Annotated in this window: 28 protein-coding genes; 12 read left to right on the plus strand and 16 right to left on the minus strand. The window is 74.3% G+C overall.

Annotated features, from left to right (window positions below; all coding sequences use genetic code 11):
* The first annotated feature begins 48 nt into the window (after nt 1–48).
* Nucleotides 49–1,407, plus strand: coding sequence for an AarF/ABC1/UbiB kinase family protein (locus R2737_10905; protein MEZ5116767.1), 1,359 nt, complete (start codon nt 49–51; stop codon nt 1,405–1,407).
* On the opposite strand, the gene R2737_10910 is transcribed toward R2737_10905, so the two are convergent.
* The 3 genes from R2737_10910 to R2737_10920 are packed head-to-tail and all read right to left on the minus strand — an operon-like array spanning nt 1,391 to nt 4,465.
* Nucleotides 1,391–2,644, minus strand: coding sequence for a hypothetical protein (locus R2737_10910; GenBank protein ID MEZ5116768.1), 1,254 nt, complete (start codon nt 2,642–2,644; stop codon nt 1,391–1,393). The two genes, R2737_10905 and R2737_10910, sit on opposite strands and share 17 nt — an antisense overlap.
* Nucleotides 2,645–2,664: 20 nt before the next feature.
* Nucleotides 2,665–3,858, minus strand: coding sequence for a hypothetical protein (locus tag R2737_10915; GenBank protein MEZ5116769.1), 1,194 nt, complete (start codon nt 3,856–3,858; stop codon nt 2,665–2,667).
* 4 nt (nt 3,859–3,862) lie between these two features.
* A complete protein-coding gene (locus R2737_10920; GenBank protein MEZ5116770.1) occupies nt 3,863–4,465 on the minus strand; it encodes a histidine phosphatase family protein in 603 nt (200 codons plus the stop codon).
* Nucleotides 4,466–4,523: 58 nt separating this feature from the next.
* Here R2737_10920 and R2737_10925 point away from each other — a divergent pair, with 58 nt between their 5' ends.
* Together R2737_10925 and R2737_10930 are read left to right on the plus strand one after the other, a co-directional pair.
* On the plus strand, nt 4,524–5,720 hold the full coding sequence (locus R2737_10925; protein MEZ5116771.1) for an aminotransferase class V-fold PLP-dependent enzyme: 1,197 nt from the start codon (nt 4,524–4,526) through the stop codon (nt 5,718–5,720).
* A gap of 36 nt (nt 5,721–5,756) precedes the next feature.
* Complete coding sequence (locus R2737_10930; GenBank protein ID MEZ5116772.1) at nt 5,757–7,166, plus strand: amino acid permease; 1,410 nt, start codon at nt 5,757–5,759, stop codon at nt 7,164–7,166.
* On the opposite strand, the gene R2737_10935 is transcribed toward R2737_10930, so the two are convergent.
* From R2737_10935 to R2737_10955, 5 genes are read right to left on the minus strand one after another with little or no spacing between them, the layout of a single operon-like run.
* Nucleotides 7,147–7,965 carry an RNA methyltransferase gene (locus R2737_10935; protein MEZ5116773.1) on the minus strand — a complete coding sequence of 273 codons (819 nt, stop codon included), beginning with the start codon at nt 7,963–7,965 and terminating at the stop codon, nt 7,147–7,149. The genes R2737_10930 and R2737_10935 overlap by 20 nt on opposite strands.
* 25 nt (nt 7,966–7,990) lie before the next feature.
* Nucleotides 7,991–8,764 carry a sulfite exporter TauE/SafE family protein gene (locus R2737_10940; GenBank protein MEZ5116774.1) on the minus strand — a complete coding sequence of 258 codons (774 nt, stop codon included), beginning with the start codon at nt 8,762–8,764 and terminating at the stop codon, nt 7,991–7,993.
* A gap of 3 nt (nt 8,765–8,767) precedes the next feature.
* The gene (locus R2737_10945; GenBank protein MEZ5116775.1) at nt 8,768–9,673 is read right to left on the minus strand and encodes an SPFH domain-containing protein; all 906 of its coding nucleotides are present in this window, start codon (nt 9,671–9,673) and stop codon (nt 8,768–8,770) included.
* A gap of 59 nt (nt 9,674–9,732) precedes the next feature.
* On the minus strand, nt 9,733–10,158 hold the full coding sequence (locus tag R2737_10950; GenBank protein MEZ5116776.1) for an NfeD family protein: 426 nt from the start codon (nt 10,156–10,158) through the stop codon (nt 9,733–9,735).
* Between the two features lie 10 nt (nt 10,159–10,168).
* On the minus strand, nt 10,169–11,002 hold the full coding sequence (locus R2737_10955; protein ID MEZ5116777.1) for an ABC transporter ATP-binding protein: 834 nt from the start codon (nt 11,000–11,002) through the stop codon (nt 10,169–10,171).
* A 58-nt stretch (nt 11,003–11,060) separates the two neighbouring features.
* Between R2737_10955 and R2737_10960 the strand changes: the two genes are divergently transcribed.
* Together R2737_10960 and serB are read left to right on the plus strand one after the other, a co-directional pair.
* Entirely contained in the window at nt 11,061–11,843 is a 783-nt protein-coding gene (locus R2737_10960; GenBank protein MEZ5116778.1) for a hypothetical protein, read from the plus strand.
* Nucleotides 11,844–11,852: 9 nt separating this feature from the next.
* The gene (gene serB / locus R2737_10965) at nt 11,853–13,067 is read left to right on the plus strand and encodes a phosphoserine phosphatase SerB (GenBank protein ID MEZ5116779.1); all 1,215 of its coding nucleotides are present in this window, start codon (nt 11,853–11,855) and stop codon (nt 13,065–13,067) included.
* A gap of 200 nt (nt 13,068–13,267) precedes the next feature.
* Here serB and R2737_10970 read toward each other — a convergent pair whose 3' ends face one another.
* From R2737_10970 to fabG, 4 genes are all read right to left on the minus strand, one after another.
* The gene (locus tag R2737_10970; protein ID MEZ5116780.1) at nt 13,268–13,798 is read right to left on the minus strand and encodes a histidine phosphatase family protein; all 531 of its coding nucleotides are present in this window, start codon (nt 13,796–13,798) and stop codon (nt 13,268–13,270) included.
* A complete protein-coding gene (locus R2737_10975) occupies nt 13,795–14,841 on the minus strand; it encodes a potassium channel protein (protein MEZ5116781.1) in 1,047 nt (348 codons plus the stop codon). Before R2737_10975 ends, R2737_10970 begins: the two co-directional genes overlap by 4 nt.
* A 75-nt stretch (nt 14,842–14,916) precedes the next feature.
* A complete protein-coding gene (gene fabI, locus R2737_10980; GenBank protein ID MEZ5116782.1) occupies nt 14,917–15,684 on the minus strand; it encodes an enoyl-ACP reductase FabI in 768 nt (255 codons plus the stop codon).
* 29 nt (nt 15,685–15,713) lie between these two features.
* On the minus strand, nt 15,714–16,418 hold the full coding sequence (gene fabG / locus R2737_10985) for a 3-oxoacyl-ACP reductase FabG (GenBank protein ID MEZ5116783.1): 705 nt from the start codon (nt 16,416–16,418) through the stop codon (nt 15,714–15,716).
* A gap of 68 nt (nt 16,419–16,486) precedes the next feature.
* Between fabG and R2737_10990 the strand changes: the two genes are divergently transcribed.
* The 4 genes from R2737_10990 to R2737_11005 are packed head-to-tail and all read left to right on the plus strand — an operon-like array spanning nt 16,487 to nt 21,113.
* Nucleotides 16,487–17,161, plus strand: coding sequence for a TMEM175 family protein (locus R2737_10990; protein MEZ5116784.1), 675 nt, complete (start codon nt 16,487–16,489; stop codon nt 17,159–17,161).
* A gap of 36 nt (nt 17,162–17,197) precedes the next feature.
* On the plus strand, nt 17,198–18,196 hold the full coding sequence (locus R2737_10995) for a zinc-binding dehydrogenase (protein ID MEZ5116785.1): 999 nt from the start codon (nt 17,198–17,200) through the stop codon (nt 18,194–18,196).
* Nucleotides 18,193–19,725, plus strand: a complete 1,533-nt coding sequence (locus R2737_11000; GenBank protein MEZ5116786.1) for a TldD/PmbA family protein — start codon at nt 18,193–18,195, stop codon at nt 19,723–19,725. The genes R2737_10995 and R2737_11000 overlap by 4 nt, the downstream gene beginning before the upstream one ends.
* The gene (locus R2737_11005; GenBank protein ID MEZ5116787.1) at nt 19,722–21,113 is read left to right on the plus strand and encodes a metallopeptidase TldD-related protein; all 1,392 of its coding nucleotides are present in this window, start codon (nt 19,722–19,724) and stop codon (nt 21,111–21,113) included. The genes R2737_11000 and R2737_11005 overlap by 4 nt, the downstream gene beginning before the upstream one ends.
* A gap of 77 nt (nt 21,114–21,190) precedes the next feature.
* On the opposite strand, the gene R2737_11010 is transcribed toward R2737_11005, so the two are convergent.
* Entirely contained in the window at nt 21,191–21,403 is a 213-nt protein-coding gene (locus R2737_11010; GenBank protein MEZ5116788.1) for a dodecin family protein, read from the minus strand.
* A 218-nt stretch (nt 21,404–21,621) separates the two neighbouring features.
* Between R2737_11010 and R2737_11015 the strand changes: the two genes are divergently transcribed.
* Both R2737_11015 and R2737_11020 read left to right on the plus strand, forming a co-directional pair.
* A complete protein-coding gene (locus R2737_11015) occupies nt 21,622–21,951 on the plus strand; it encodes a DUF3099 domain-containing protein (protein MEZ5116789.1) in 330 nt (109 codons plus the stop codon).
* Between the two features lie 4 nt (nt 21,952–21,955).
* Nucleotides 21,956–22,741: an SURF1 family protein gene (locus tag R2737_11020; protein ID MEZ5116790.1), complete on the plus strand. Its 786-nt coding sequence runs from the start codon at nt 21,956–21,958 to the stop codon at nt 22,739–22,741.
* Here R2737_11020 and R2737_11025 read toward each other — a convergent pair.
* Both R2737_11025 and R2737_11030 read right to left on the minus strand, forming a co-directional pair.
* Nucleotides 22,723–23,631 carry an LD-carboxypeptidase gene (locus tag R2737_11025; protein MEZ5116791.1) on the minus strand — a complete coding sequence of 303 codons (909 nt, stop codon included), beginning with the start codon at nt 23,629–23,631 and terminating at the stop codon, nt 22,723–22,725. The genes R2737_11020 and R2737_11025 overlap by 19 nt on opposite strands.
* Nucleotides 23,628–24,407, minus strand: a complete 780-nt coding sequence (locus R2737_11030) for a Sir2 family NAD-dependent protein deacetylase (GenBank protein ID MEZ5116792.1) — start codon at nt 24,405–24,407, stop codon at nt 23,628–23,630. The genes R2737_11025 and R2737_11030 overlap by 4 nt, the downstream gene beginning before the upstream one ends.
* A 77-nt stretch (nt 24,408–24,484) precedes the next feature.
* On the opposite strand from R2737_11030, the gene R2737_11035 reads away from it, so the two are divergent.
* A complete protein-coding gene (locus R2737_11035) occupies nt 24,485–25,264 on the plus strand; it encodes an SDR family oxidoreductase (GenBank protein MEZ5116793.1) in 780 nt (259 codons plus the stop codon).
* A gap of 33 nt (nt 25,265–25,297) precedes the next feature.
* Here R2737_11035 and R2737_11040 read toward each other — a convergent pair whose 3' ends face one another.
* The gene (locus tag R2737_11040) at nt 25,298–25,546 is read right to left on the minus strand and encodes an SCO4226 family nickel-binding protein (protein ID MEZ5116794.1); all 249 of its coding nucleotides are present in this window, start codon (nt 25,544–25,546) and stop codon (nt 25,298–25,300) included.
* Between the last annotated feature and the right edge of the window lie 123 nt (nt 25,547–25,669).

The raw sequence follows: 25,669 nt of genomic DNA on the forward strand, positions 1-25,669 counted from the left end.
ACGCCGGTCGGGGGTCGGCGCACCCGGCCCTCGGCCGATACTGGCCGGGTGGCCCTGGAGACCCGGCGGTGGGTGCGGACGCTGCGGATCGCCGCGGTGCCGGCCCGGTCCGTGGGCCGCCTCGCGGTCGGGCAGGCCGGGCGGCTGCGGGGCGAGGACCCGGGCGAGGTCCGCCGGCGGGTGCGGCAGGCCAACGCCGACGACCTGCGTACCGTGCTCGGCGACCTCAAGGGCGGCGCGCTGAAGCTCGGGCAGTTCCTCAGCACGGTCGACAGCCTGTTCCCCCCCGATCCCGAGGCCACCTGGCAGGACGCCCTCACCCAGCTGCAGGAGGCGAACCCGGGGCTGCCGTTCGACGACGTCGAGCCGGTGCTGCGCGCGGAGCTCGGACCGGACTGGCGGTCGCGGTTCCGCGGCTTCGACGAGCGGCCGGCGGCCGCCGCCTCGCTGGGGCAGGTGCATCGGGCGCAGTGGGTGGACGGGCGTCCGGTGGCCGTCAAGATCCAGTACCCGGGGGTGCGGGAGTCGGTCGCCGCCGACCTGCGTACCCTCGGTGCCTCCCTGCGGCTGGCGTCGGTGGTGGCCCGGGGCCTGGTCGTGCCGCCGGTGATGCACGAGCTGTCGACCCGGCTGGGCGAGGAGCTGGACTACCGACGCGAGGCCGCCCACCAGCGCGTCTTCGCCGCGGCCTACCGGGACGACCCGGGCACGGCGGTGCCGGACGTGGTGGACGCGACCGAGCGGGTCCTGGTGATGGACTGGCTGCCCGGGCGGCCGCTGGTCGACACCGCCGGTGACACCGACGACGCGCGGGCCCGCACTGGCCTGGCCTACCAGGTGTTCCTGCTCGAGGCCCCGGCCCGCACCGGGCTGCTGCACGCCGACCCGCACCCGGGGAACTTCCGGGTGCTGGACGACGGGCGGCTCGGGGTCCTCGACTTCGGCGCGGTGGTCCCGATGCCGGGCGGGCTGCCGCCGTCGTTCGGCCGCCTGGTCAGCGCCTTCGCGTACGAGCGAGGAGCTGCCCTGGAGTCGTCGCTGCGCGATGCCGGGCTGGTCCGGCCGGGTCGCCGGCTGGACACCGAGTCGCTGGCGGAGGTGATGTCCCCGTTCAGCGAGCCGGCCCGGCACGAGGTGTTCACCTACTCGCCGGAGTGGCTGCGGTCGTGCTTCGACCGCAACGCCCAGGCGCGCGACCCCGACTACACGGTGGCGCTGGGCCTGACGCTGCCGCCGGACCAGCTGATGACCCAGCGGGTGTGGCTGGGCTGCGTCGGGACGCTGTGCCGGCTGGGGGTGACCGTGCCGGTCCGCCCGGTGCTGCGGCGGTACCTGCCCGGGTTCACCGAGCCGGGCGGCCCTCCCGACGGCCCTCCTGACGGCGCTGGGATCAGCTCCCCCGGGTGACGGACAGGATGGCCAGGCACATCTCGTCGGTCGTGCCCTCGCCCCAGGTGACGTAGCGCGGCTCCACGTCCTGCAGCGACGGCAGCATCTGGCGCAGGCCCGCATCGTGCGTGCAGGTCACCCGCAGCACGTCGCCCTTGTCGACGCGTACGGGCTCCGCGAGGGTCCGCGACGACTGGTCGTCGAAGTCCCACACCGGGATGTCCAGCACGGTCCGGGCCTGCGGGGTGCCGGGGTTCAGCTCCACGGTGATGCTGCGGCCGAGCAGGTGCATGTGCCCGGCGGCGCCGTACACGGTGATGGGCTCCTCGATGCGGCGGTCGCACGACTGGGTCGGCCCCGCGGCGGGGTCGAGCGGGTCCCCGTCACACAGCATCTGCAGCCCGGCGATCGTGCGCCCGGAGTCCTCGCCGTAGCGGCGCACGGTGTCGAACACCGAGGCGGTCCGGTCGCACAGCGGCCCGGACTCGTTGGCCAGGCACGGCAGTTCCACGGGGGCGACGAGCAGCATCGTCTCCAGCGGGGTGAGGTCGGCGGTGCCGGGCGCCAGCCGGAGGTCGACGGCGGTGTCGTCGCTGCCGGTGCCGCCGCGCAGGTTGTAGTGCACCTGCAGCACCGCGCGGCTGCCGGCCGTCATCGGCACGCCGAGCCCCCCGCCGATGACCCGCTCCTCCCCGCCGGGCGCCCAGGCCGCCAGCCATGGAGCCGAGTCCAGGGACGCGGTCGGGCCGCTGGCGCGCCCGGCGGCGCGGGGCAGGCCCGGTCCGCCGAAGCAGGACCAGCCCAGTCCGTCGTCCGCGGAGTCCAGCGCCTGGGCCGCGGGGATCTGGTCCGGCTCGACCCGGTACAGGATCGCGTGGTGCACGACCCCGGGGTTGCCGGGCAGGAACCGCACGCCGGTCAGGAACGCGTCGGCGTCCAGGCCCGGGTCGATCAGGAAGCACCGGTAGTCGTCGGTGGCGCGGTTCTGCGCGACCGGGGTGTAGGGGCCGCCGTCGATCCCGACCCGCATCCGGGTCTCCCCCGGCCGCAGCGGCGTCTCCGGGGTAGCGCTCGACGGGCTCGCGGACGGGGACGAGGCGTGCGGGGCCGCGCCGTGCCCGGCGTCGACGTCGGCTCGGCCACCCCGAGTCACCAGGAAGCCGACGACGCCGAGGACGAGCACCGGCACCAGCACGAGGGCGAGCGTCGACCCGATGCGTCCGGACCTGGTCCGGCCGTCCTCCTGCGGCGGCATCGGACCAGGGTAGGTCACCTTCAGGCGTTCGCCTCCCGGCACAGTGGCTCCAGCCGCTGCGCGGTCCCGTCGTCCCCCAGGTGGTTGCAGACGTCGATCTTGGGCCGCTCGCCCTTCCAGTGCACCGACCAGTACGACCCCATGCCGCCGAGGCAGTCGGTGAGGACGTTGTCGGCGACCGAATCGCACACCGCCGCCGCGAACGGGATGTCGTCGGGGTGGTACTTCACCGCCCTGCTGCCCACGCCGCGGGTGCAGGTCTGCCGGCCCAGCCCGTCCTGCGCCTCGTCGCACCACTGCACGACCCCGGACCAGTCCTCCGGATGCTCCTGCAGCCAGACAGTGGGCGCGTAGAACCAGCAGTTGCCGGCGTACGGCAGCCGGACGTCCTCGCAGATCCCGCGAGCCGTCTCGGACGTGGGTGGGTCGTACCCGGCGGGCGTGGCGACGTGCCCGACCCCGTCGTCGAGGGTGAACAGCTGCATGAACACGCCCTCGCCGCAGCGGATCTTCAGGATGTCCCCGGGCGAGGTGTCACACAGGTCCAGGGCGGCGGGGATGTCGTAGCCGGTCGCGAACATGACCCCGTGGCCGACGCCGTGGAAGCACGACCCGTCGTTGGCGGGGGCGCAGATCTCCAACAGTGCCTGGCCGATGTCGGGTGCGTAGGCGAGCGCCAGCTCGACCACGCCGTGGGTGTAGCCGCCGCCGCAGACGTCGTCGCGCTGGGACAGCGCCCGGGCCGCGTCCCCGTCGAACTTCTCCAGGGTCGCGTGACCGATGTCGTGCGCCACCGCGTGGCAGATGCCGGACACCTCGGGGTTGCGGGCGATCGCCTTGTCCAGCGCGGCCAGGGCCTTGCCCGGGCCGGAGCGGTCGAGGATGCCGAGCATCCGGTCGCGCAGCGCCTCGTACGGCGTCGCCGGTGTGGCAGCGGCCGAGCCCGTCGGCCCCGTGGCGGCCGGATCGACGTGGCCCCCCGAGGAGTGGCCGCCGTCGGCCGGGGGGACCCCGTCGTCGACAACGGCACCGACCACGGCGCCCGCAGCGGCGACCTGGTCGTGGCCGCCGTGGTCCGCACGGGAGCCGGCAGCGACGATCAGGCCGACGGCCACCAGCCCGACGAGCGGCACCAGGACGGCCGCCAGGACGGTTCCGCGACGCCCGGTCGGTCGCGCCACCGACGCGTCCGGATCCGGTCCGCTCCCCAGCACCCGGTCAGGGTAGGGCAGCAGGCGTGACGTCCCACCACCGGATCACGGGGGTCTCGTGCTCGTGCCCGAGGGAGCTGAGGGACCCCGCGTCCAGGGCGAACAGCCGCGCGTCCCGGGCCGGCAGGCCCAGCCAGGTCGCGGTCAGGATGCGCAGCAGGTGGCCGTGGGCGACCAGGACGCAGTCGCGGCCCGACAGCAGGACCGGCGCGCAGCGCGCCAGCACCCGGCCGGCCCGCACGGCGACCTCCTCGGGCTGTTCCCCGGGGGTGTCCCCCGGGGGCACCGGCGCGGACCACACCGTCCAGTCCGGCTCGGCGAGCTGCTGCCGGATCTGTGCCGTCGTCCGGCCCTCCCACGCGCCGTAGTCCCACTCCAGCAGGTCCGGGTCCGGCTCCGGGGACTCGACTCCCGCGAGCCGGGCGGTGTCCCTCGCCCGGGACAGCGGGCTGGTCAGGGCCAGGCCGACACGGCGCCCCGCCAGCATCGGAGCCAGCGCCGCAGCACGCCGTCGGCCCTCCTCGGTGAGGGGGACGTCGGAACGACCGGTGTGCCGTCCGGTCCGGCTCCACTCGGTCTCGCCGTGCCGGACGAGCAAGATCTCCGCCATCCCCACCTCCCGGGTCCGTGCGGCCTAATCTGCCAGCATGCGAGCACAGGGACGGCCGATGTCGGAGGTCCTCGCCGAGCTGGACGAGGCCCGCTCCCGCGAACCCGACGTGCACGGGGCGCACACCTTCGGGCTGGTGTACCCCACGGGACGGGAGGATCTGGAGGCGCTCGCCCACCAGGTGAGCGAGCGCTACCTGTTCTCCAACGCGCTGAACCCGTTGAGGTTCCCCGAGCAGGCCCGCCTCATGGAGGACGTGGTCGCGTCCACCGGCGAGCTGCTGCACCTGCCGGCCGGCGGCGGCGGGTCCACCACGGCGGGCGGCACCGAGTCGATCGTGATGGCCATGCAGGTGCACCGCGGCCGGGCCCGGGCCCGCGGTGTGGAGCGGCCGACGATCGTCGCACCTCGGTCCGCCCACCCGGCGTACGCGAAGGCCGCCCACTACTTCGACATGGACTACGTGCAGATCCCGCTGGATCCGGACCACCGGGCCGACCTGGACGCCGCGGCCGACCTGGTCGACGAGCGGACCGCCGTCGTGGTGGCATCGGCGTTCAGCTACCCGCACGGCGTCATCGACCCGGTCGAGGGGCTCGCGGGCCTGGCCCAGCAGGTGGGCGCCGGCTGCCACGTCGACGCGTGCGTCGGCGGCATGGTGCTGCCGTTCATGGAGCGCCTCGGCCACGAGCTGCCGGCATGGGACTTCCGGGTCCCCGGCGTGACGTCGATGTCCTGCGACATCCACAAGTACGGCTACGTGCCGAAGGGCGCCTCGGTGGTCCTGCACCGCCAGCCGGACTGGCCCGGCCTGCAGTGGTTCGTGTTCAGCGACTGGCCCAGTGGCCTGTACGGCTCGCCGGCGGTCGCGGGCGCCAAGTCGCCGGCCGCGGTGATGACGGCCTGGGCGTTCCTGCAGTACCTGGGCGAGGACGGCTACACCGAGATCGTCCGCGACCTGCTGGAGACCTCCCGCCGCATCCGCGAGGGGTTCACCGCCGTGCCCGGCGTCCAGGTGGTCGGCGACCCGGTGGCCACGGTGATGGCGTTCGAGTCCGACCGGGTCGACCTGTACGCCGTCGGCGAGGAGATGGAGCGTCGCGGCTGGTTCCTCAACCGCAACACCGAGCCGCGAGGGCTGCACGTGATGGTGTCCCCGGCGCACGGCGCGCTGGTGGACGCCCTCGTCGCGGACTTCGCCGAGTCGGCGCGCGTCGCCGGCACCGCTGCCTCGGACGAGGCGCGCTACGCCTGACCCGGCTCTCCTCCGCGAACCCGACGAGGTGACCCCATGAGTGACAGCACCGGGACCGTGACCGCGGAGAGGTCGACCGCGGGCCCGGGCGCCCGCGGGATGGGCCTGATCACGATGACCGCGCTGGTCACCGGCACGATCATCGGCTCGGGCATCTTCACGCTGCCCGCGGCACTGGCCGGGTACGGACCCATCAGCATCATCGGGTTCGCGATCACCGCGTTCGGCTCGATGATGCTGGCGCTGGTCTTCGCGATGCTCTCGCAGCGGATCCCGCTGGCGGGAGGCCCCTATGCCTACGCCCGCGAGGGTTTCGGGGACTTCATCGGGTTCCAGACCGCGTGGAACTACTGGATCGGTGCATGGGCCGGGGTGGGCGCGATCTCGGTGTCGATGGTCGGCTACCTCGGCCGGCTGATCCCCCCGGTCGGTGAGAGCCGGCTGCTGCAGATGATCGTCGCCGTCGCCGCCATCGCCGTCCTGGTCGCCGTCAACGGTCGCGGTGTCCAGACCGGCGGCGCCCTCGGAGTGGTCCTCACGGTCCTCAAGGTCGTACCGCTGCTGGTCGTCGGGACGCTGGGATTCCTGGCCTTCGACAGCGCGAACCTCGGCGAGTTCAACGCATCCGACCTCGGCCCGCTGGCGGCCATCGGCGGCGCGGTGACCTTGACGCTGTTCGCGTTCATCGGGGTCGAGTCGGCGTCGATCCCAGCCGGCGAGGTCTACCAGCCGCGCAAGACCATCCCGCGCGCCACCGTGATCGGGACGCTGCTGGCCGCGGTGCTGTACCTGACCAGCACGATGGCGGTGTTCGGGGCGATGCCGAACTCCGAGCTGCGCACCTCGTCGGCGCCGTTCGCCGACGCCGCGGAGAACATGTTCGGCAGCTGGGCCGGCCCGACCTTCTCGCTCGTCGCCGTCATCTCCTGCCTCGGGGCGATGAACGGACTGCTCCTGCTCAGCGGCCAGGTCCCGCTCGCGGCGGCCGCGGACCGGCTGGCTCCCGGGCTGTTCGGGCGCCTCAACCGCTACAGCGCGCCCCTGGCCGGGCTGGTCGTCTCCGGCGCCCTCGCCGCCGTCATCACCGTCATGAACTTCTCCGGCGGCGAGCTGGTGGAGGTCTACACCAAGCTGCTGCTCATCTCGACGCTCACGACCCTGTTCCCGTACGTGTTCACCGCCGGCGCCCAGATGAAGTGGCTGATCGTGGACCGGCACAAGGTCCCGGTGGCGCACTTCGTGCGCAACCTGGTGATCACCCTGATCGCGCTGGCGTACGGCATCTTCGCGATCGCCGGCGCCGGGGTGGACGAGGTCTACTGGGGCTTCATGATCGTGCTGATCGGGGTGCCCCTGTTCGTGCTGGTCCTGAAGTCGCGCGGACGCCCCGACGGCGGGTCGGCAACGGACCCCGACCCGGCGGGGGTCACCGGGTCGGACGCGTGACCGCGTAGCAGGCCACCGCCGCGGCCGCGGCTGCGTTGAGGGAGTCCACCCCGGCGGCCATCGGGATGCGCACGCGCAGGTCGCAGCGGTCCACCGCGGACCGGCTCAGGCCCTCGCCCTCGGTCCCGAACACCAGCGCGAGGGGCTCCTTGAGCAGTCGCGGGTCGAGCTCGTCCAAGGATATCGCTGACGGCTGCGGGGTCATACCCAACAGGTGGAACCCCTTGTCGCGCAGCCTGTCCAGCCCGCCCGGCCAGGGTTCCACCCGGGTCCAGGGCAGCGAGAACACGGCCCCCATCGACACCTTGACCGCCCGCCGGTACAGCGGGTCGGCGCACCTCGGCGAGACCAGGACGGCGTCCATGCCCAAAGCGGCTGCGGAGCGGAAGACCGCGCCGACGTTGGTGTGGTCCACCAGGTCCTCCAGCACCACCACGCGTCGGGACCCGGAGACGACGTCCTCGTACGAGGGCAGCGGGAGCCGGCCCAGGCAGGCCAGCGCCCCGCGGTGCACCCGGTAGCCGGTGACCGAGCGCAGCAGCTCCGGCCCCGCGAGGTAGACCGGGCCGTCGAAGCCGGCCAGCACGTCGGCCAGCCCGTCCCGCCACCGCGGCTCCATCAGGACCGACTGCAGCGGGTAGCCGGCGGCGACCGCGCGTCGGATCACCTTCTCGCCCTCCGCCAGGAAGATCCCCTCCGCAGGCTCCCGGACCCGCCGCAGGGACACGTCGGTGAGGTCGGTGTAGGCCGTCAGCCGCGGGTCCCGCGCCTCGGTCACCGCCACCTCGACCGGGCTCACGGGACTCGCCTGCCCGCGTCGGGGCTCACCGGACCACCAGGGACACGGTCGCCACCAGTCCGACGACGACCACGGCGGCCCGCATCACGGCCGGCGGCAGCCGCCGGGCCACCCGTGCGCCGACCAGCCCGCCGGCGATCGCGCCCACGGCGACGATCGCAGCGGCGAGCCACCAGACCCGTCCGGCCAGCGCGAAGACGAGGGCGGCGGCGATGTTCGCGGAGGCGGCCAGCAGGTTCTTGGCGCCGTTGGACCGCTGCAGGTCCGCGTCGTACAGCAGCCCGAGGACGGCCATCAGGATCACGCCCTGCGCCGCGCCGAAGTAGCCCCCGTACACACCGCTGCCCGCCACGGCCACGGTGAGCGTCGGCCCCCCGCGGCCGTCCGGGGCGGAGTGGTCCCCCAGCCGCGCGGCCCGGTCGCGCAGCCGCCGCACCACCAGCGGCTGCACCGCGACCAGCACCGTGGCGGCCAGGATCAGCCACGGCACCACAGCGACGAACACTCGCTCGGGCAGGGCCAGCACCAGTCCGGCGCCGAGGCAGGCCGCGGCGAACGAGGCGACGAGCGGCACCGCGAGGATGCGCATCCGGCCGGTCAGTTCGCGCCGGTAGCCGTACGCCGAGGACAGCGACCCCCAGGACAGCCCGGTCGTGTTGGTGCCGTTGGCCGTCACCGGTGGCAGGCCGGCCGCGATCAGGGCCGGGTAGACGACGAGCGTCCCCGACCCCACCACTGCGTTGACGGTTCCCCCGACGAAGCCCGCGGCGGCCAGCAGCACCGCCGTGAGCGGCTCCACCCGTCAGGCCGGGGTGATGCGGGGCGTCGCGTCGCCCCCGCCCTCCGACGGCTTGAACGCCGACGCCAGCGAGTTCATCGCACCGGTGAGCTCGGCGGGGACGACCCAGACCTTGTTGGCCGGACCGGCAGCGATCGTGGGCAGGGCCTGCAGGTACTGGTAGGCGAGGACCTTGTCGTCCGGATTGCCCTGGTGGATGGCCTCGAACACCTTGGCGATGGCCTCGGCCTCGCCCTGTGCGCGGAGCACCTTGGCCTGCGCGTCGCCCTCGGCCTGCAGGACGGCGGCGGCCCGCTGGCCCTCGGCCGTGAGGATCGCCGACTGCTTGCTGCCCTCTGCGGTGAGGATCGCGGCGCGCTTGTCGCGCTCGGCGCGCATCTGCTTCTCCATCGACTCCTGCACACTGGCCGGCGGGTCGATGGCCTTGAGCTCCACCCGGTTGACCCGGATCCCCCACTTGCCGGTCGCCTCGTCGAGCACGCCGCGCAACTGCGCATTGATCTGGTCGCGCGAGGTCAGCGTCTCCTCCAGGTCCATCGACCCGACGACGTTGCGCAGCGTGGTGACGGTCAGCTGCTCGACACCGGTGAGGTACGAGGCGATCTCGTACGTCGCCGCCTTCGGGTCGGTGACCTGGAAGTAGATGACCGAGTCGATGTTGACGACCAGGTTGTCCTCGGTGATGACCGGCTGCGGCGGGAACGACACCACCTGCTCGCGCAGGTCGATCAGCGGCTTGAGGCGGTCGACGAAGGGGATCACCAGGCTCAGTCCGGCGCTGAGGGTGCGCTGGTAGCGACCGAGCCGCTCGACGATACCGGCGTGCGCCTGCGGCACGATCCGCACCGTTCGGGCGAGGGTGATGATGACGAGCAGCGCCACCACGACACCGACGATGATCGCTTCCACGTGAGCGCCTCCTTCTCGTACCGGATGCCGGGGTCGGTACCGGGGTGCCGGGCTGCCGGTCAGGCCACCAGGGCGGTCGCGCCCTCGATCTGGATCACCTGCACGGTCGCTCCCGGCTCGTGCACCGAGGAACCGTCGAACGAGCGGGCCGACCAGATCTCGCCGGCCAGCTTGACCCGGCCGTCGCGGGCGTCCACCCGCTCCAGCACCAGGGCGTCGCCGCCGATCAGGGCGTCCACGCCGGTGCGGATGGCCGACGGCTGGCGCAGGTGTCGGCGCGCGACCGGACGCACGACCGCGAGCATCGCGACCGACACCAGGGAGAAGACCGCGACCGTCACCGCCGTGCCGCCGCCCACGGCCGCGGCCAGGGCACCGGCAGCCGCGCCGGCAGCCAGCATGAGGAAGACCAGCGATCCGCCGGCGGCCACCTCCAGGATGCCGAGCACGAGTGCGGCGACCAGCCACCACACCCAGGCGTCCATGTCCTCGATCCTATGTCGGGCCGGCCGATCCCACACCCGACGAGGCCTGTGCCGCACCGGGATGCGCGCGGGCCGACCACCGGTCGCCGTGCCTGGTCACCTCCAGCGGGAGTCCGAACGTCCGGCCGAGCAGGTCGGCGGTGAGGACGGACTCCAGCGGCCCCTGGGCGACCGTGCGCGCGTCGCGCAGCAGCAGGGCGTGGGTGATCCCGCGGGGGATCTCCTCGACGTGGTGGGTGACGAGCACCAGCGTGGGCGCGTCCGGGTCCGCCGCGAGGTCCCCCAACCGTCGGACCAGGTCCTCGCGCGAGCCCAGGTCCAGGCCGGCGGCGGGCTCGTCCAGCAGCAGCAGCTCCGGGTCGGGCATCAGCGCCCGGGCGATCTGCACCCGCTTGCGCTCCCCCTCGGACAGGGTGCCGAACGTCCGGTCGCGCAGGTGCTCCGCACCGAGCGTGCGCAGCAGCTGGCGGGCGCGCTCGGCGTCGGGTGCCTCGTACGACTCGTGCCAGCGGCCGGTCACCGCCCACGCGGCGGTCATGACCACGTCGAGGACGCGCTCGCGACCGGGGATGCGGTCGGCGAGGGCGGCGCTGGCCAGCCCGATCCGGGGGCGCAGTTCGAAGACGTCCACCAGGCCGAGCGGCTCTCCGAGCACCTCCACGGCTCCGCGGGTGGGGTGCTGCTGGGTCGACGCCAGTCCGAGCAGGGTGGTCTTGCCGGCGCCGTTGGGGCCCAGCACCACCCAGCGCTCCCCCGCGCGCACCGTCCAGTCGACGTCGGCCAGGATCGGTCCAGGTCCGCGGACGACCGTGGCACCGCGCATCCGGAGCACCGCGTCGTCCATGACCGCGACCCTAGTGCGCCGTCGGCGACGGTCCCGTCCGCCGCGCTAGCGTCGCGTCGTGGGCTACGTCCCGAACCGCTGCGGTCTGGTGGCGGCCTGGTCCCGAGCGGTGCTGGCCGGCACCGCCAGCCCTGACGACGCCGCCGAGGCCGTGCGGGCACGTGACGGCCTGCACCGGGTCGTCGGCCTGCCCGGACTGCCCGAGCCGGTCTCGTGGGCGGTGGCCTTCTCCCGGTTGCAGGCCCTGGGGGTGCGCGAGGTGCGGCTGGTGCTGCCGGTGCCCGGGGACCCCGGCGCGCTGCCCGGCCCCGCCGCCGTCACCGCTGCGGCGCTGGCGGCGGGAGAAGCAGTGCTGCTGACGGCCGCGGCTCCCGCGCTTCTGGTCCCCACCCCCTCGGCGCCGACCCCGCCGGCCGACGCGGTGCGCTGGGACTGGCTGCCCTGCGGCCCGCCGCGCCCGGCCGGCCACTCCCTGGCCGACGCCGACCGGGAGCTGCGCACGGCCCTGCACGACGCCGTGGCGACGCTGTCCCGGCTGGACCTGGCCCGGTCCCGCGAGCGGGTGCCCGAGTTGCTGGACCAGGCTGAGCGGCGGGCCGCGGACCAGCGTTTGCCGGGGTCGTTCCCCTCGGCCGCGCGAGCCGTCCTGCGCCAGGCGGCGCGGCTGGACGCGATCGTCCGGCTGGCCCGCGCCGACGACGGGGCGGCGGTCACGGGAGCAGAAGCGGACGCCCGGTCGGAGGCCCTCGCGCCCCTCGCGGACGCGGCCCGGCGGGCCGTGGAGGCTGCGTACTCCGCCGGTCCCGAGGATGCGGCCGCCCGGGGCAGGCCGGGTCGGTAGCGTCGTTCCATGGACACCCCGCAGACCCTGCTCGTGACCCTGACCGGTCACGACCGTCCCGGCGTCACGGCCGGCCTGTTCGGCGCGCTGGCCGGTCAGCCGGTCGAGGTGCTGGACGTCGAGCAACTCGTGGTCCGCGGCCGCCTGGTGCTCGCCGTCCTGCTGGACCTGGGCGAGTCCGACCCGGTCGAGGTGCGCCGCGTCGTACGGCGCGCGGCTGCCGACCTGGACATGGACGTGGAGACGGTGCCGGGGGCGTCGGAGGACGACGCGCGTCGGCACGCACGGGTCCATGTCACCGTCCTGGGAGCACCGCTGCACCCCGCCACGGTCGCCGTGCTGGCGGACACGATCGCCGCCCGCGGCGGCAACATCGACCGCATCCGCCGGGTCGCCGCCTACCCGGTCACCGCGATCGTCCTGGACTGCTCCGGCGCCGACCCGGACGACCTGCGGCACGCGCTCGCGGTCGAGGCGACCGCGCAGGGGGTCGACGTCGCTGTGCAGCGGGCCGGGCTCGGCCGCCGCGGCCAGCTGCTGGTGGTGATGGACGTCGACTCCACGCTGATCCAGGACGAGGTCATCGACCTGCTCGCCCGGCACGCCGGTGCCTCCGAGGAGGTGGAGCGGATCACCGCCGCCGCCATGGCCGGGGAGCTGGACTTCACCGAGAGCCTGCACGCCCGGGTGGCCCTGCTCGAGGGGCTGCCCGAGTCGGTGCTGGCGCAGGTGCGCGAGGAGATCGAGCTGACCCCGGGTGCGCGCACGCTGTGCCGCACCCTCAACCGGCTCGGCTACCGGGTCGCGCTGGTCTCCGGCGGCTTCACCCAGGTGATCGAGCCGATCGCGGCCGAGCTGGGTGTGCACGCCTTGCGGGCCAACACCCTGGAGGTCGTCGACGGCCGGCTCACCGGGCGGGTCGTGGGTGAGGTGGTGGATCGCGCCGGCAAGCGCCGGGCGCTGGAGCACTTCGCCGCCGAGCACGGCCTGCCGCTGTCGCGCACTATCGCCATCGGCGACGGCGCCAACGACCTGGACATGCTCGACGCGGCCGGGCTCGGGGTCGCGTTCAACGCCAAGCCGATGGTCGCCAGTGCCGCGGACGCCTCGGTGAGCGTGCCCTACCTGGACTCGGTGCTGTACCTGCTGGGCGTCACCCGGGAGGACGTCGAGGCCGCCGACCGCGACGACGGCCTCGAGCCCTCCGCGCCCCCCGTCCGCTGAGCGCTCGCCTCCACAGACCTGCCCCGCGTCCCGCGCGCCCTTGGTACGCCCGACCATGCGCGGCCGAATGAGTCTGGGCGTTGCTTGCGGCCCGGTTTCGGGCCATGAAGCAACGCCCAGACTCATTCCGTCGCCGGGGGTGAGGGGTCTGCGGGCGGCGTGGGCCAGCCGCGGGCTGAGTCCGGCGCGGGTGGCGGGGATCAGGCGCGGGGGACGGCGAAGGACAGCAGGCGGGAGGGCGCATCGCCGACGTCCGCCCACGACCCGGACAGGCCGAGCACGGCGATCGCGGCCGTGGGGTACTTCGTGATCATCCGCTGCCAGGAGTCCGGGTCGGGGTCGGGGCCGGCGAGGTCGGCGGCGACGTCCTCGCAGCCGGGGTTGTGAGCCACCACCACCACCGTCCCGACCTCGTCGGGCAGCCCGGACAGCACCGCGAGGAATTCTCCCGTCGAGGCCAGGTACATCCGCGGCTCGACGATGGCCGCCGGCGGGTCGGCCAGCCGGCCGCCCGCCAGCGCCCAGGTCTCGCGGGTGCGCAGGGCGCTGGACACCAGGACCGCGTCCGGGCCTGGGACGTGCCCCGCGATCCAGTCGCCCGCGACCGGTGCGTCCCGTCGTCCGCGCTCGGCCAGCGGCCGGTCGTGGTCCGGGACCCCGGGCGGGTAGTCGGACTTCGCGTGCCGAAGGACGACCAGGGTGCGGTCCCAGCCGCCGACGTCCACCGTCATCTCGCCACCTCCGCGCGATGCCGCAGCTGCTCGATCTGCTCGGGCGTGCCCACCGCGATGAGCACGTCCCCGGCCGTGAGGGCGACGTCGGGAGCCGGGTTCGTCACGAACGTCCCGTCGGTCGAGCGCAGCGCAAGCAGGGTCGGGCCGCCGGCCTCCTGCTCGCGCAGTGCCGCGACGGTCACCCCCACCAGCTCGGCGCCCGGCACGACGACCACGTCCTCCAGGTTGAACTCCACGTCGTCCTGGTGCATGACGACGTCGAGGAAGTCCACGACGTGCGGCGACAGCGCGAACGACGCGATCCGGTTGCCCCCGATGCGCTGCGGGTTGACGACTTGGTCCGCGCCCGCCCGCAGGAACTTCGCCTCGGCCTGGTCGGTGCGGGCCCGGGCGATGATGCGCAGGTCCGGATTGAGGCTGCGTGCGCTCAGCACCACGTAGATGCTTTCCGGGTCGGTGTCCAGGGTGGCCACGAGGAGATCGGCCCGGTCGAGTCCGGCGCGGCGCAGCAGCGCGTCGTCACTGGCGTTGCCCACGAGGTAGAGGTACGGCCCGTCGACCAGCCGGTCCGGGTCGAGGTCGATGACCACGACGTCGACGCCGCTGCGCGCGAGCTGGTGCGCAGTGGCCCGGCCGACCCGTCCGTAGCCGCAGATGATGGCGTGGCCGGACAGTGCGTCGATGTCTGCCTGCATGCGCCGCCTCCGCCACGCGTTGCCCAGCTGACCCTCGAGCAGGGTCTGCAGGAGCAGGGTCAGGGTGTAGAGGACCACGCCGACGCCGACCAGGAGCAGCACGATCGTGAAGAGCTGCTCGGCGTCGCCGAACTCCCCGATCTCTCGGTAGCCGACCGTGGTGATCGTGATGACGGTCATGTAGACCGCGTCGAGCGGGGTGAGCCCGAGCATCCAGTAGCCGACCGAGCCGACCAGGATCACCAGGGACAGCAGCCCGAGTGCGACGTAGAGCCGGCCGACCGGGTCCCGCGAGGACAGGTGGACGTGCCGGCCCCACCGCGGTACGGGCGGGCGCGTGGTCACGGCGTCATGATGGGGCCGTCGTGCCCGGTTCGCGGACGCGACGCGCAGATTGGCCAGCCGGCGGGGCCGCGGCGCTCAGGCCCCCTGCGAGTGCACCCCGCCGTCGACGTGGACGATCTCCCCCGTCGTCGCCGGGAACCAGTCGGACAGCAGCGCCACGCACCCCCGGGCGGCCGGCTCGGGGTCCTCGAGGTCCCAGCCGATGGGGGCCCGGGTCCCCCACACCGTCTCGAACTCCTCGAAGCCGGGGATCGACTTGGCCGCCATGGTCCGGATGGGCCCGGCCGCCACCAGGTTGACGCGCACCCCGTGCGGGCCGAGGTCACGGGCCAGGTAGCGCGCCGTGGACTCGAACGCGGCCTTGGCCACGCCCATCCAGTCGTACTTCGGCCACGCCACGGTCGCGTCGAAGTCCAGTCCCACCACTGCTGACCCGCGGGACAGCAGCGGCAGGCAGGCCACCGCCAACGCCTTGAGGGAGTACGCAGACACCTGCACCGCCGTGGCCACGTCGTCCCATGCGGTGGAGAGGAAGTTGCCCCCCAGCGCGGACTCCGGCGCGAAGCCGATCGAGTGCAGCACCCCGTCGAGCCCGTCGACGTGCTCGCGCAGCCGGTCCGGCAGCGCGGCCAGGTCCACCTCGGAGGTCACGTCGAGCTCGACCACCGGCGCCGGCTCGGGCAGCCGGCCGGCGACCCGGCGGGTGATCGGCAGCGCGCGCCCGAAGGACGACAGCACCACCGTCGCGCCCTGCTCCTGCGCCAGTCGCGCCACGTGGAAGGCGATCGACTGGTCGGTGAGCACCCCGGTCACCAGCAGCCGCTTGCCGTCGAGGATCCTCATCCGCCGTCTTCCCTCCGGTTCGTGCGCGGTCAGTGGCCCATGCCCAGGCCACCGTCGACCGGCACCACGGCGCCGGTGACGTAGGCGGCCTCGTCCGAGGCGAGGAACCGCACGACCGCGGCCACCTCGTCCGGCGTCGCATAGCGGCCCAGGGGGACCGACGCGAGGATCTCCGTGCGCCGCTCCTCCGGGAGCGCGGCGGTCATGTCGGTGTCCACGAACCCCGGTGCCACGACGTTCGCGGTGATCCCGCGGGAGCCGAGCTCGCGCGCCAGGCTGCGGGCCACGCCGACCAGCCCGGCCTTGGACGCGGCGTAGTTGACCTGGCCGGCCGAACCGGTCAGCCCGACCACCGACGAGACCAGCACGATCCGGCCGCGCCTGAGCCGCAGCATGCCCTTGGCCGCGCGGCGCGCGACCCGGATGGCGCCCACCAGGTTGGTCTCCAGCACCGTGGAGATGTCCTCGTCGGTCATCCGCAGCAGGAGCGTGTCGCGGGTGATCCCCGCGTTGGCGACCAGGACCTCCACCGGCCCGAGCTCGGCCTCGATCCGGTCGAACGCCGCATCGACGGCGGCCGAGTCGGTGACGTCGCACCGTACGCCGAACAGCCCCTCGGGAGCCTCGCCGCTGCGATGGGTGACGGCCACCCGGTCGCCGGCCGCGGCGAACGCGCGCGCGATGGCCAGGCCGATCCCCCGGTTGCCGCCGGTGACGAGTACGACGCGATCCACGTCGCGTGACCGTAGTCGTTACCCGTCGGTACGCGGAAACGCGGAGCGGCGCTGCCAGGATGAGCCGCGTGAGCGAAGCAGGCCGTGAGCTGGTCACCCGTGCGGACGTGGAGGAGGTCATCTCCACCGGACGCGGCTACGACCGCTTCGTCAACTTCAGCGACGCGGTCGTCGCCATCGCCATCACCCTGCTCGGGCTGCCGCTGGTCGACATCGCCACGCCCGAGCACGACCAGTCGGTCCTCGAGGTGCTGGGAGAGCATGCCGGACAGCTCTCCGCGTTCGCGTACACCTTCCTCGTCGTGACCAGCCTGTGGGCGGCGCACAACCGGGTGTTCGGCAACATCCGGGCCTACAACACCCCGCTGGTGTGGCTGAACGCGCTGTTCCTGGCGGCCATCGTGTTCCTGCCCTTCCCCAGCGAGTGGGTGGGCGAGGCCGGCTGGAGCCACGGCAAGGGGGCGTTCTACCTCGTCACGCTCGCCATCGCCTCCGGCTCGCTGCTGCTCATCGTGCTGTACGCCCGCAGCCGCCCGCGTCTGCTGGAGGAGTTCGCCCGGGCGGACGGGCTCGCACCGCTCGGCCTTCGCAGGTCCGCCCTGTTCACCGGGTTCTTCGTCGTGATGATCCTGCCGGCGTCGTTCTGGCCCGACACGGCGATGTACCTGATGCTCCTGATCATCCCGCTGGGTCGTCTCGACCAGTACCTGGAGCGGAAGGCCCGCGCGGCCCGCGCGGACTGACCGCGACGCCTCGGACGGACGCCTAGGCTGGCCGCCATGCGCGCCATCCAGGTGACCCGCTTCGGCGGCCCCGAGGTCCTCCAGCCCACCGATCTCCCCGACCCCGTCCCCGGCCCCGGGGAGCTGCTCGTCCGGGTCACCGGGGTGGGCGTCAACTACGCGGACACCCACCAGGCCGAGGACTCCTACCTGGCCCGGCAGGAGCTGCTGTTCGTGCCCGGTGCGGAGGTCGTGGGCGTGGTCGAGGGCGGCCCGGGGGCGGGGCGCAGGGTGTGCGGGCTGGTGTCGCGCGGGGGCGCCTACGCCGAGCTCGCGGTCGTCCACGAGGCGGGCGTCTTCGACGTCCCCGACGGAGTCTCCGACGGGGCCGCCGTGGCGCTGCTCGTGCAGGGACTGACGGCCTGGCACCTGCTGCGCACCAGCGCGCGCCTGGTCGACGGCGAGTCGGTCGTGGTGCACGCGGCCGCCGGCGGCGTCGGCAACCTCGCGGTGCAGCTGGCCCGGCGCTGGGGCGCGGGCCGGGTCATCGCGACCGCTTCGACGCCGGAGAAGATCGCCCTGGCGGAGAGCCTGGGGGCGCACGTCGGGGTCGTCCTGCCCCCGGACGCCGAGGCCGGTGCGGTCGCCGGCGGCCTGCGCCAGGCCAACGACGGGGCCAAGGTCGACGTCGTGCTGGAGATGGTCGGGGGGTCCACCTTCGACGGGAGCCTGATGGCCCTGGCCCGGTTCGGGCGGCTGGTCACCTACGGCATGGCCTCGCGCACCGCGCCGAGGCCGCTGGCACCGGCCGCGCTGATGGTCGGGTCGAAGTCGGTCGTCGGGTTCTGGCTGATGGACTGCATGACCCCCGACCGGATCGTGCCGATGGTGGCAGAGCCGCTGGCCGCGCTGGTCGCGATGACCGCCTCCGGCGAGCTGGTCCCGCAGGTCGGCCCGTCGTACCCGCTGGAGGAGGCGCACCGGGCGCACGAGGACATGCGCGCGCGCCGGACCACCGGGAAGGTGACCCTGGTCCCGAGCCGGTCCCCGGCATGACCGGTCGCGACGTCGACGCCGACTTCCGCTCCCTGCCCCTGGACGCCTGCGCGGACGCAGCGCTGCAGCGGGCACGGGACCTCGGCGCGACCCACGCCGACGTCCGCGTCGTCAGCCTCCGTGGTCTGAGCACCGCCCTGCGGGACGCGCGGCTGGAGGGCAGCGAGGCCGACGAGGACACCGGGCTGGCGGTGCGGGTGGTCCACGACGGCTGCTGGGGCTTCGCCGCGGCCGACGACGTCTCGCCGGAGACCGCTCGCGTCCTCGCCGAGCGCGCGGTCGCGCTGGCCCGGGTGAGCCGGCCGCTGGCCACCAGCCCCGTCGAGCTCGCGCCCGAGCCGCCGCACACCGGGACCTGGGTGTCCTCATACGAGGTCGACCCGTTCGCGGTCTCGGATGCCGAGCGCATCGACGTCCTCGCCGCCCGCAGCGCCGCCTTGCTGGCCGCCGACGGCGTGGACCACGTCGACGCGATGCTGATGGCGGCGAAGGAGCGCACGTTCTACGCGGACCTGACCGGCACCCGGACGCTGCAGCAGCGGGTGCGGCTGATGGCGGAGTGGACCGCGGTCGCGGTCGACCCGGCGACCGGCGCCTTCGAGACGATGGCGACGACGGCTCCCCCCGTCGGGCGCGGCTGGGAGTACGTCCTCGGCGGCGGCGACGAGGTCGACGGAGCGCGCCCCTGGGACTGGGACGGCGAGCTGGCCCGGCTGCCCGGGCTGCTGGCCGAGAAGCTGCGGGCACCGTCGGTCGTCCCGGGCTCGTACACCCTGGTGCTCGACCCGACGAACCTCTGGCTGACGATCCACGAGTCGGTCGGGCACGCGACCGAGCTGGACCGCGCGCTGGGGTACGAGGCCAACTACGCGGGCACGTCGTTCGCGACACCGGACCAGCTCGGGACGCTGCGGTACGGGTCGGACCTGATGCACGTCACCGGCGACCGCGTCGCCGTCCACGGTCTGGCCACGGTCGGCTGGGACGACGAGGGCGTCGAGGCGCAGCGGTGGGACCTGGTCCGCGACGGCGTCCTCGTCGGGTTCCAGCTCGACCGGGCGATGGCCGCGGAGTTCGCGCTGCCCCGCTCCAACGGCTGCGCCTACGCGGACTCGGCCGGGCACACCGCCATCCAGCGGATGCCCAACGTGTCGCTGCAGCCTGCGGCCGACGGCCCGGACGTCGCCGGGCTCATCGCCGGCGTCGAGGACGGCATCTACGTCGTCGGCGACAAGAGCTGGTCGATCGACATGCAGCGCTACAACTTCCAGTTCACAGGGCAGCGCTTCCACCGCATCCGCGGAGGGAGGCTCGCGGAGCAGGTCAAGGACGTCGCCTATCAGTCGCGCACGCCGGACTTCTGGGGCTCGCTGGTCGCGCTCGGCGGCCCGCAGACCTACCTGCTCGCCGGCGCCCTCAACTGCGGCAAGGGCCAGCCGGGGCAGGTGGCACCGGTGTCCCACGGCTGCCCGGCGGCCGTCTTCGAGGGGATCAACGTCCTCAACAGCGCCGAGGAGGCCGGCCGATGACCGCGCTGGACCCGCAGGCGCTCGCGGAGCGGCTCGTCGCCGGCGCCGACGGGGACGACTGCGCGGTGGTCGTCCGCCACGACAGCACGGCCAACCTGCGGTGGGCGCGAAACCTGTTGACCACCAACGGCCGTACCGAGTCGACGTCGGTCTCGCTGGTGGCGTTCGTACGCACGCCGACGGGGGTGGCGGCCGGGACCGTCACCCGTACCGGGCCGGCGGCGGCCGATGTCGACTCGTTGTGGCGGGAGGCACGGGCCACCGCCCGTGAGTCCGGCGACGCCGAGGACGCGGGGCCGCTGGTGGAGGGCGTGGCCGCCGATCCGGACTGGGCGGACTCCCCCGCCGTCACGTCCGCCGACGCGCTGGCTGGCACGGCGGACGGGTTGGGCGAGGTGCTGGTCCGCGGCCGGGCCGACGACGTGGAGCAGTTCGGCTACGCCGAACACCGGCTGGTGACGACCTACCTGGCCAGCAGCCGGGGGGTTCGGCTGCGGCACGTGCAGCCGGAGGGCCGGCTGGAGGCCACCGCCAAGTCCCACGGACGGACCCGCTCGGCCTGGGCCGGCCGGGCCACCCGCTGGTTCGACGACGTCGATCCGCGCGAGGTGGACGAGGAGCTGCGGCGCGGCCTGTCGTGGCAGGGCCGCGTGGTCGACGTACCGCCCGGCCGGCACACCGCCCTGCTGACGCCCAGCGCCGTGGCCGACCTCGTGATCGACCTGTACTGGTCCGCGGGACTGCGGGACGCGCGCGACGGCCGGTCCGTGTTCAGCCGGCCCGGCGGCGGGACCCGGCTCGGGGACACCCTGACCCCGCTGCCGCTGCTGCTGCACAGCGACCCGGGGCTGCCGGGGATGGAGTGCTCCCCGTTCGAGGCGGTGACGTCCTCGTCGTCGATGGCCAGCGTGTTCGACGACGGACTGCCGCTGGGTCCGACCGCGTGGGTGCACGACGGCCGGCTCGCCGCGCTCGTCGGCTCCCGGCACGAGGCGAGGGCGGCCGGCGTCCCGGCCACCCCGGGCATCGGCAACCTGGCGATGTCACTGCGCGGCGCCCACGGGTCGGTCGACGACCTGGTGGCGCGGACCGAGCGGGGACTGCTCGTCACCTGCCTCTGGTACAACCGGCTGGTCGACCCGCAGACGCTGCTGCTGACCGGGCTCACCCGCGACGGGGTCTACCTGGTCGACGGCGGAGAGGTCGTCGGCACCGTGGGCAACTACCGGTTCAACGACTCCCCGGTCGGCATGCTGGGGCGGATCGCCGACGCCGGCGACACGGTTCGCACGCTGCCGCGGGAGATGGCCGACTACGTCAACCGGGTCGCCGCACCGCCGCTGCTGGTAGCCGACTTCCACTTCTCCACCCGCAGCGACGCCGTCTGACCCGGACGCCGAATGCGCACCCAGCGCCGAATGCGCACCCCACTCGCGCGGAGACGCGGACGCCGCGGGGGCGTCGGTCAGGCGTCCTCGAGCCTGAACCCGACCTTCATGCTCACCTGGAAGTGGTCGACCTCGCCGTTGCGGATGTAGCCGCGGATCTGGGTCACCTCGAACCAGTCGAGGTGCCGCAGCGTCTGTCCGGCCCGGGAGATCCCGTTGCGGACGGCGTCGTCGAGGCTGGCGTCCGACGTGCCCACGATCTCGGTCAGTCGGTAGGTGCGGTTGGCCACGGGTCCTCCTGTCGTCAGGCGGCCATGATCCCGTACGGCGGGGCCCGCGCGCCGGTCCCCCGCCGAGGCTCGCTCTCCGCGGCTGGCCCGCCAAGACCGGCCGCCCTGCCGTGGCCGGCGTGACCTGAGCCCTGCCGTGGCCGGCGCGAGCGAACGGACGTACCGTGGTCCCGCACGGACGGTCGGGACGTGCGGTCCACGGACGCGAGGAGGACGCGGTGGCGTCGCGGAAGCCTGCCGAGGTCTTCGCGATCACCCACGCCCGGCGCCCGCTGAGCGAGGAGCAGACCGGCCGGACCCGTCGCTACCTGATCTCGATGACGATCCGCACGGTGTGCTTCCTCGGCGCGATCGTGACGCCCGGCTGGCCGCGCTGGGTCCTGGTGGCCGGCGCGGTGGTGCTGCCGTACCTCGCGGTGGTCGCGGCCAACGCGGGCCGGGAGAACGAGGACCCGCCCGACGTCGACCGCCCGACCCTGGGCGGCGTGCACGAGCTGTCGTCCCCCGTGTCCCCGCGGCTGGGCCAGGACCCGCGCACGGGACACTGACCCGGTGCTGGCCCTACTGCGGACCCGGCGCTGGATCGGGTTCAGCGTCCTGGTCGTGGTCGCCATCGTCGGGTTCGGCCTGCTGAGCAGGTGGCAGTGGGCGCGGGCCGAGGAGAAGCGCACGCAGAAGGCCCAGCTGGTGGAGGAGTCCGCTCTGGCACCGGTCCCCGTGACCGACGTGCTGCCCTCGGGCACCGCCTGGCACGAGGACCTGGAGTGGCGGACGGTGACCGCCACCGGGCGCTACCTGCCCGAGGAGCAGGTGCTGGTGCGCAAGCGCCCGCTGGAGGGGCAGAACGGCTTCTGGGTCGCCACCCCGCTGTCCCTCGACTCCGGCGGCTGGGTCTGGGTCAACCGCGGCTGGGTGGCCGCGCAGGGCTCGGCGACCGACCTGCAGGAGGCGCCCCCGCCGCCGGACGGGACCGTGGTCGTGACCGGCCGGCTGCGACCGCCTCAGGACGGCCCCGACCCGCTGCCGTCCGACCTGCCCGCCGGCCAGGTGGTGGACCTCGACGTCGACACCCTCACCCCGTCCGGCACGCCGGTCCTGGACGGATACGTGGAGCGGGTGTCGTCGCAGCCGGCCGACGACCCGGCGCTGCGCGCGCTGCCGGTCCCTGAGATCGACGAGGGCCGCAACGTGTCGTACGCGGTGCAGTGGATCCTTTTCGCGGTCGTCGCACTCGTCGGCTGGTTCTACTTCCTGCGCCGCGAGGCGCGCGAGGACGCCGCGGCCGAGGCCCGGACCGAGGGGAACGAGGTCCGCGGGGATCAGGTGGGCAGCAGCTGACGCCGGTCGGCGTCCAGGACCACCTCGGCGCCCAGGGGCACGCTCAGCTGCACCGCACCGTGGCCCACGTCCAGGCCCACCACCATCGGGAGGCCCAGGGCACCCAGCCGCCGGACCAGGACGGCCTCGGCGCCCGGCCCGCACTCGTGCAGCGAGCCCACCGCGATCCCCCGCACGCCCGCGAGCGCCCCCGATCGCTCCAGCTGTTCCAGCATCCGGTCCAGGCGGTGCGGGGACTCCCCCACGTCCTCCAAGAGCAGGACGCACCCGTCCAGGACCGGGGTGTCGGGCGTGCCCACGGCAGCCGCGAGCAGCGCCAGCGTCCCGCCGGCCAGCACCCCGCGGGCCCGGCCGGGGTGGACCGTGGTGGCGTGGTGCCCACCGACCGGCTGCAGGGTCGCCGGATCCGCCAGGGCCGCGCGCAGGTGGGCCAGGCTGGCCGGCTCCCGGTCCACGGTGACCAGGGCGGACGCGACCATCGGCGCGAAGAGCGACACCAGCCCCAGCCGTCGCCCGACGGCCAGGTGCAGCGCGGTCACGTCCGAGGAGCCGACCAGCAGCCGCGGTCCGGCCGCCGCCATCCGGTCCCAGTCGAGGAGGTCCACCAGCCGGCCGGCGCCGTAGCCGCCCCGGGCGCACAGCACGGCGGCGACGTCCGGGTCGCACCACGCCTGCTCCAGGTCCGAGGCGCGCTGGGCCTCGGTCCCGGCCAGGTACGGCGCCGCCGGGTCACTGGCGAGCACGTGCGGACCGGCCTCGGGGTGGTAGCCCCACTCCGACAGCATCCGCAGGCCGGCGGCCAGGCGGTCAGGGTCGACCGGACCGCTCGGCGCCACCACGACCACGCGGTCGCCGGGCCGCAGGCCCGGCGGCACCAGCCGACCGGTCACGTCGTGGCCAGCGCGGCGGCGACGAGCGCCGGTACGGCGATGCCGATCGGGGCGCGCAGCACGGCGTCGGCATGGACGTCGTACGGCGTCGACTCGGCGTTGACGATGACCAGGCGGGCACCGCGGCGCAGGGCCACGTCGCACAGTCCGGCCGCGGGGTGCACCTGCAGCGACGTGCCGATGGCGAGGAACAGGTCGCAGTCGGCCGCCGCGCGGGCCGCGGCCGCCAGGACGTCGGGGTCCAGCGACTGGCCGAACGACACCGTGTCGCTCTTGAGGATGCCGCCGCAGGCCCGGCAGGGCGGGTCCGCCTCGCCCGCGGCCACCCGGTCGAGTGCCTCGCGCATCGGGATCCGCTCGCCGCAGGCCAGGCAACGGGCCCACCACAGCGTTCCGTGCAGCTCCACGACGTCGCGGGAGCCGGCCGCCTGGTGCAGCCCGTCGATGTTCTGCGTCACCAGCGCACGCAGCCTGCCGGCGTCCTGCAGCGCCGCCAGCGCCCGGTGCGCCTCGTTGGGCGTCGCGGTCCACGCGGAATGCCGCGACCGCTCCTGCCAGGCCGTGATGCGCACCTGCGGGTCGGACACGTACGCATCGATGGTGAACAGCGCCGGCGCCGCGGGGTTGCGCGTCCAGACCCCCTGCGGCCCGCGGAAGTCGGGGATGCCGGAGTCGGTCGAGCAGCCGGCCCCCGTGAGGACGGTGACGCGCTCCGCACGCGCCATCCACGCCGCCACCTGCTGCGGTACGGGGGCGTCCGGCGGCGCGTCCGTCACTCCCGATCCCTCCTCGTCAGGGTCCTCTCCGGCCGCGCATCGCGCGGACCCGGCGAGGTTACCGGCAGGATGGGGCCATGGATCTGGACCTGCAGGACCGTGCGTACCTCGTCACCGGCGCCTCGCGCGGCCTCGGCAGCTCCGTCGCGCGAGCACTCGCGGCGGAGGGCGCCTCGGTGGTCATCGCGGCGCGGGACCAGGCCGCGCTGGACGAGGTGGCGGCCGAGCTCGGTCCGCAGGCGATGGCGGTGGTCGCCGACATCTCCGACCCGGCATCGGCGGAGCGGCTGGTGGCGGCGGCGGTGGCCCGCTTCGGCCGCATCGACGGCGCGATGCTGAACACCGGCGGACCGCCGGCCAGCACCCCCCTGACGACGACCGACGAGGCGTGGCGCGAGGGTTTCGAGACGGTGTTCCTCGGCCCGCTACGAGTGGCCCGGTCGGTGGCGGCGGCGATGAGCGCGGACCCGGCGCGACCCGCAGGCGAGTCGGGCGCGCTGCTGTTCACGCTGTCGACGTCGGTGCGCTCGCCGTTCACCGGGCTGGCCATCAGCAACGGACTGCGGCCCGGACTGGCGATGATGGTCAAGGACCTGGCCGACGAGCTCGGACCGCGCGGCGTGCGGGTGAACGGGCTCATGCCCGGACGGATCGCGACGGACCGGCTGTTCGCGCTCGACGCGCGCCAGGGCGCGCCGGACGTCGTGCGTCGCCGGCATGAGTCGAACATCCCGCTCGGCCGCTACGGCGAGCCCGAGGAGTTCGGCCGCGTGGCCGCCTTCCTGCTCTCGCCGGCCGCCTCCTATATCGACGGCGCGGTCATCCCGGTCGACGGTGGCCTGCTGCGCTGCCTGTAGTCCGGCAGGCCCCCGCCGACGCGGGATCTCCGCTCAGGCGGTGACGGTGATCTCGTGCACCTCGTCGGCCGGGTGGCCGGCGCGCTCGTGGATGCGGCGGACCGCCTCGGCACTCGGCGCCTCCGACAGGCAGAACACGTGCCCGGTCACCGGGTCGGCCCAGGCCTGGTGGAAGGTCACGCCCTCCTCGCCCTGGATGTCCAGGTCACGCTGGTGCGCCTCCGCCAGCCCCTCCGTCGTGACGCCGACCATCCCCGTGTGCACGTCCATGAACTGAGGCATCGCGGCCCCTCTCCTCGTGACGCGGCACTACCGCCGCGCGGGATCCTCGTGCCCGTCGACCGTACGCCCGCCGACGTCGGGGCACCAGGCCCCGCGGGGAACCGCGACCGCGCGCCCGGGCGC

The organism is Candidatus Nanopelagicales bacterium, from assembly GCA_041393815.1.
In the GTDB taxonomy this organism is placed as follows: Bacteria; Actinomycetota; Actinomycetes; order S36-B12; family JAWKJK01; genus JAWKJK01.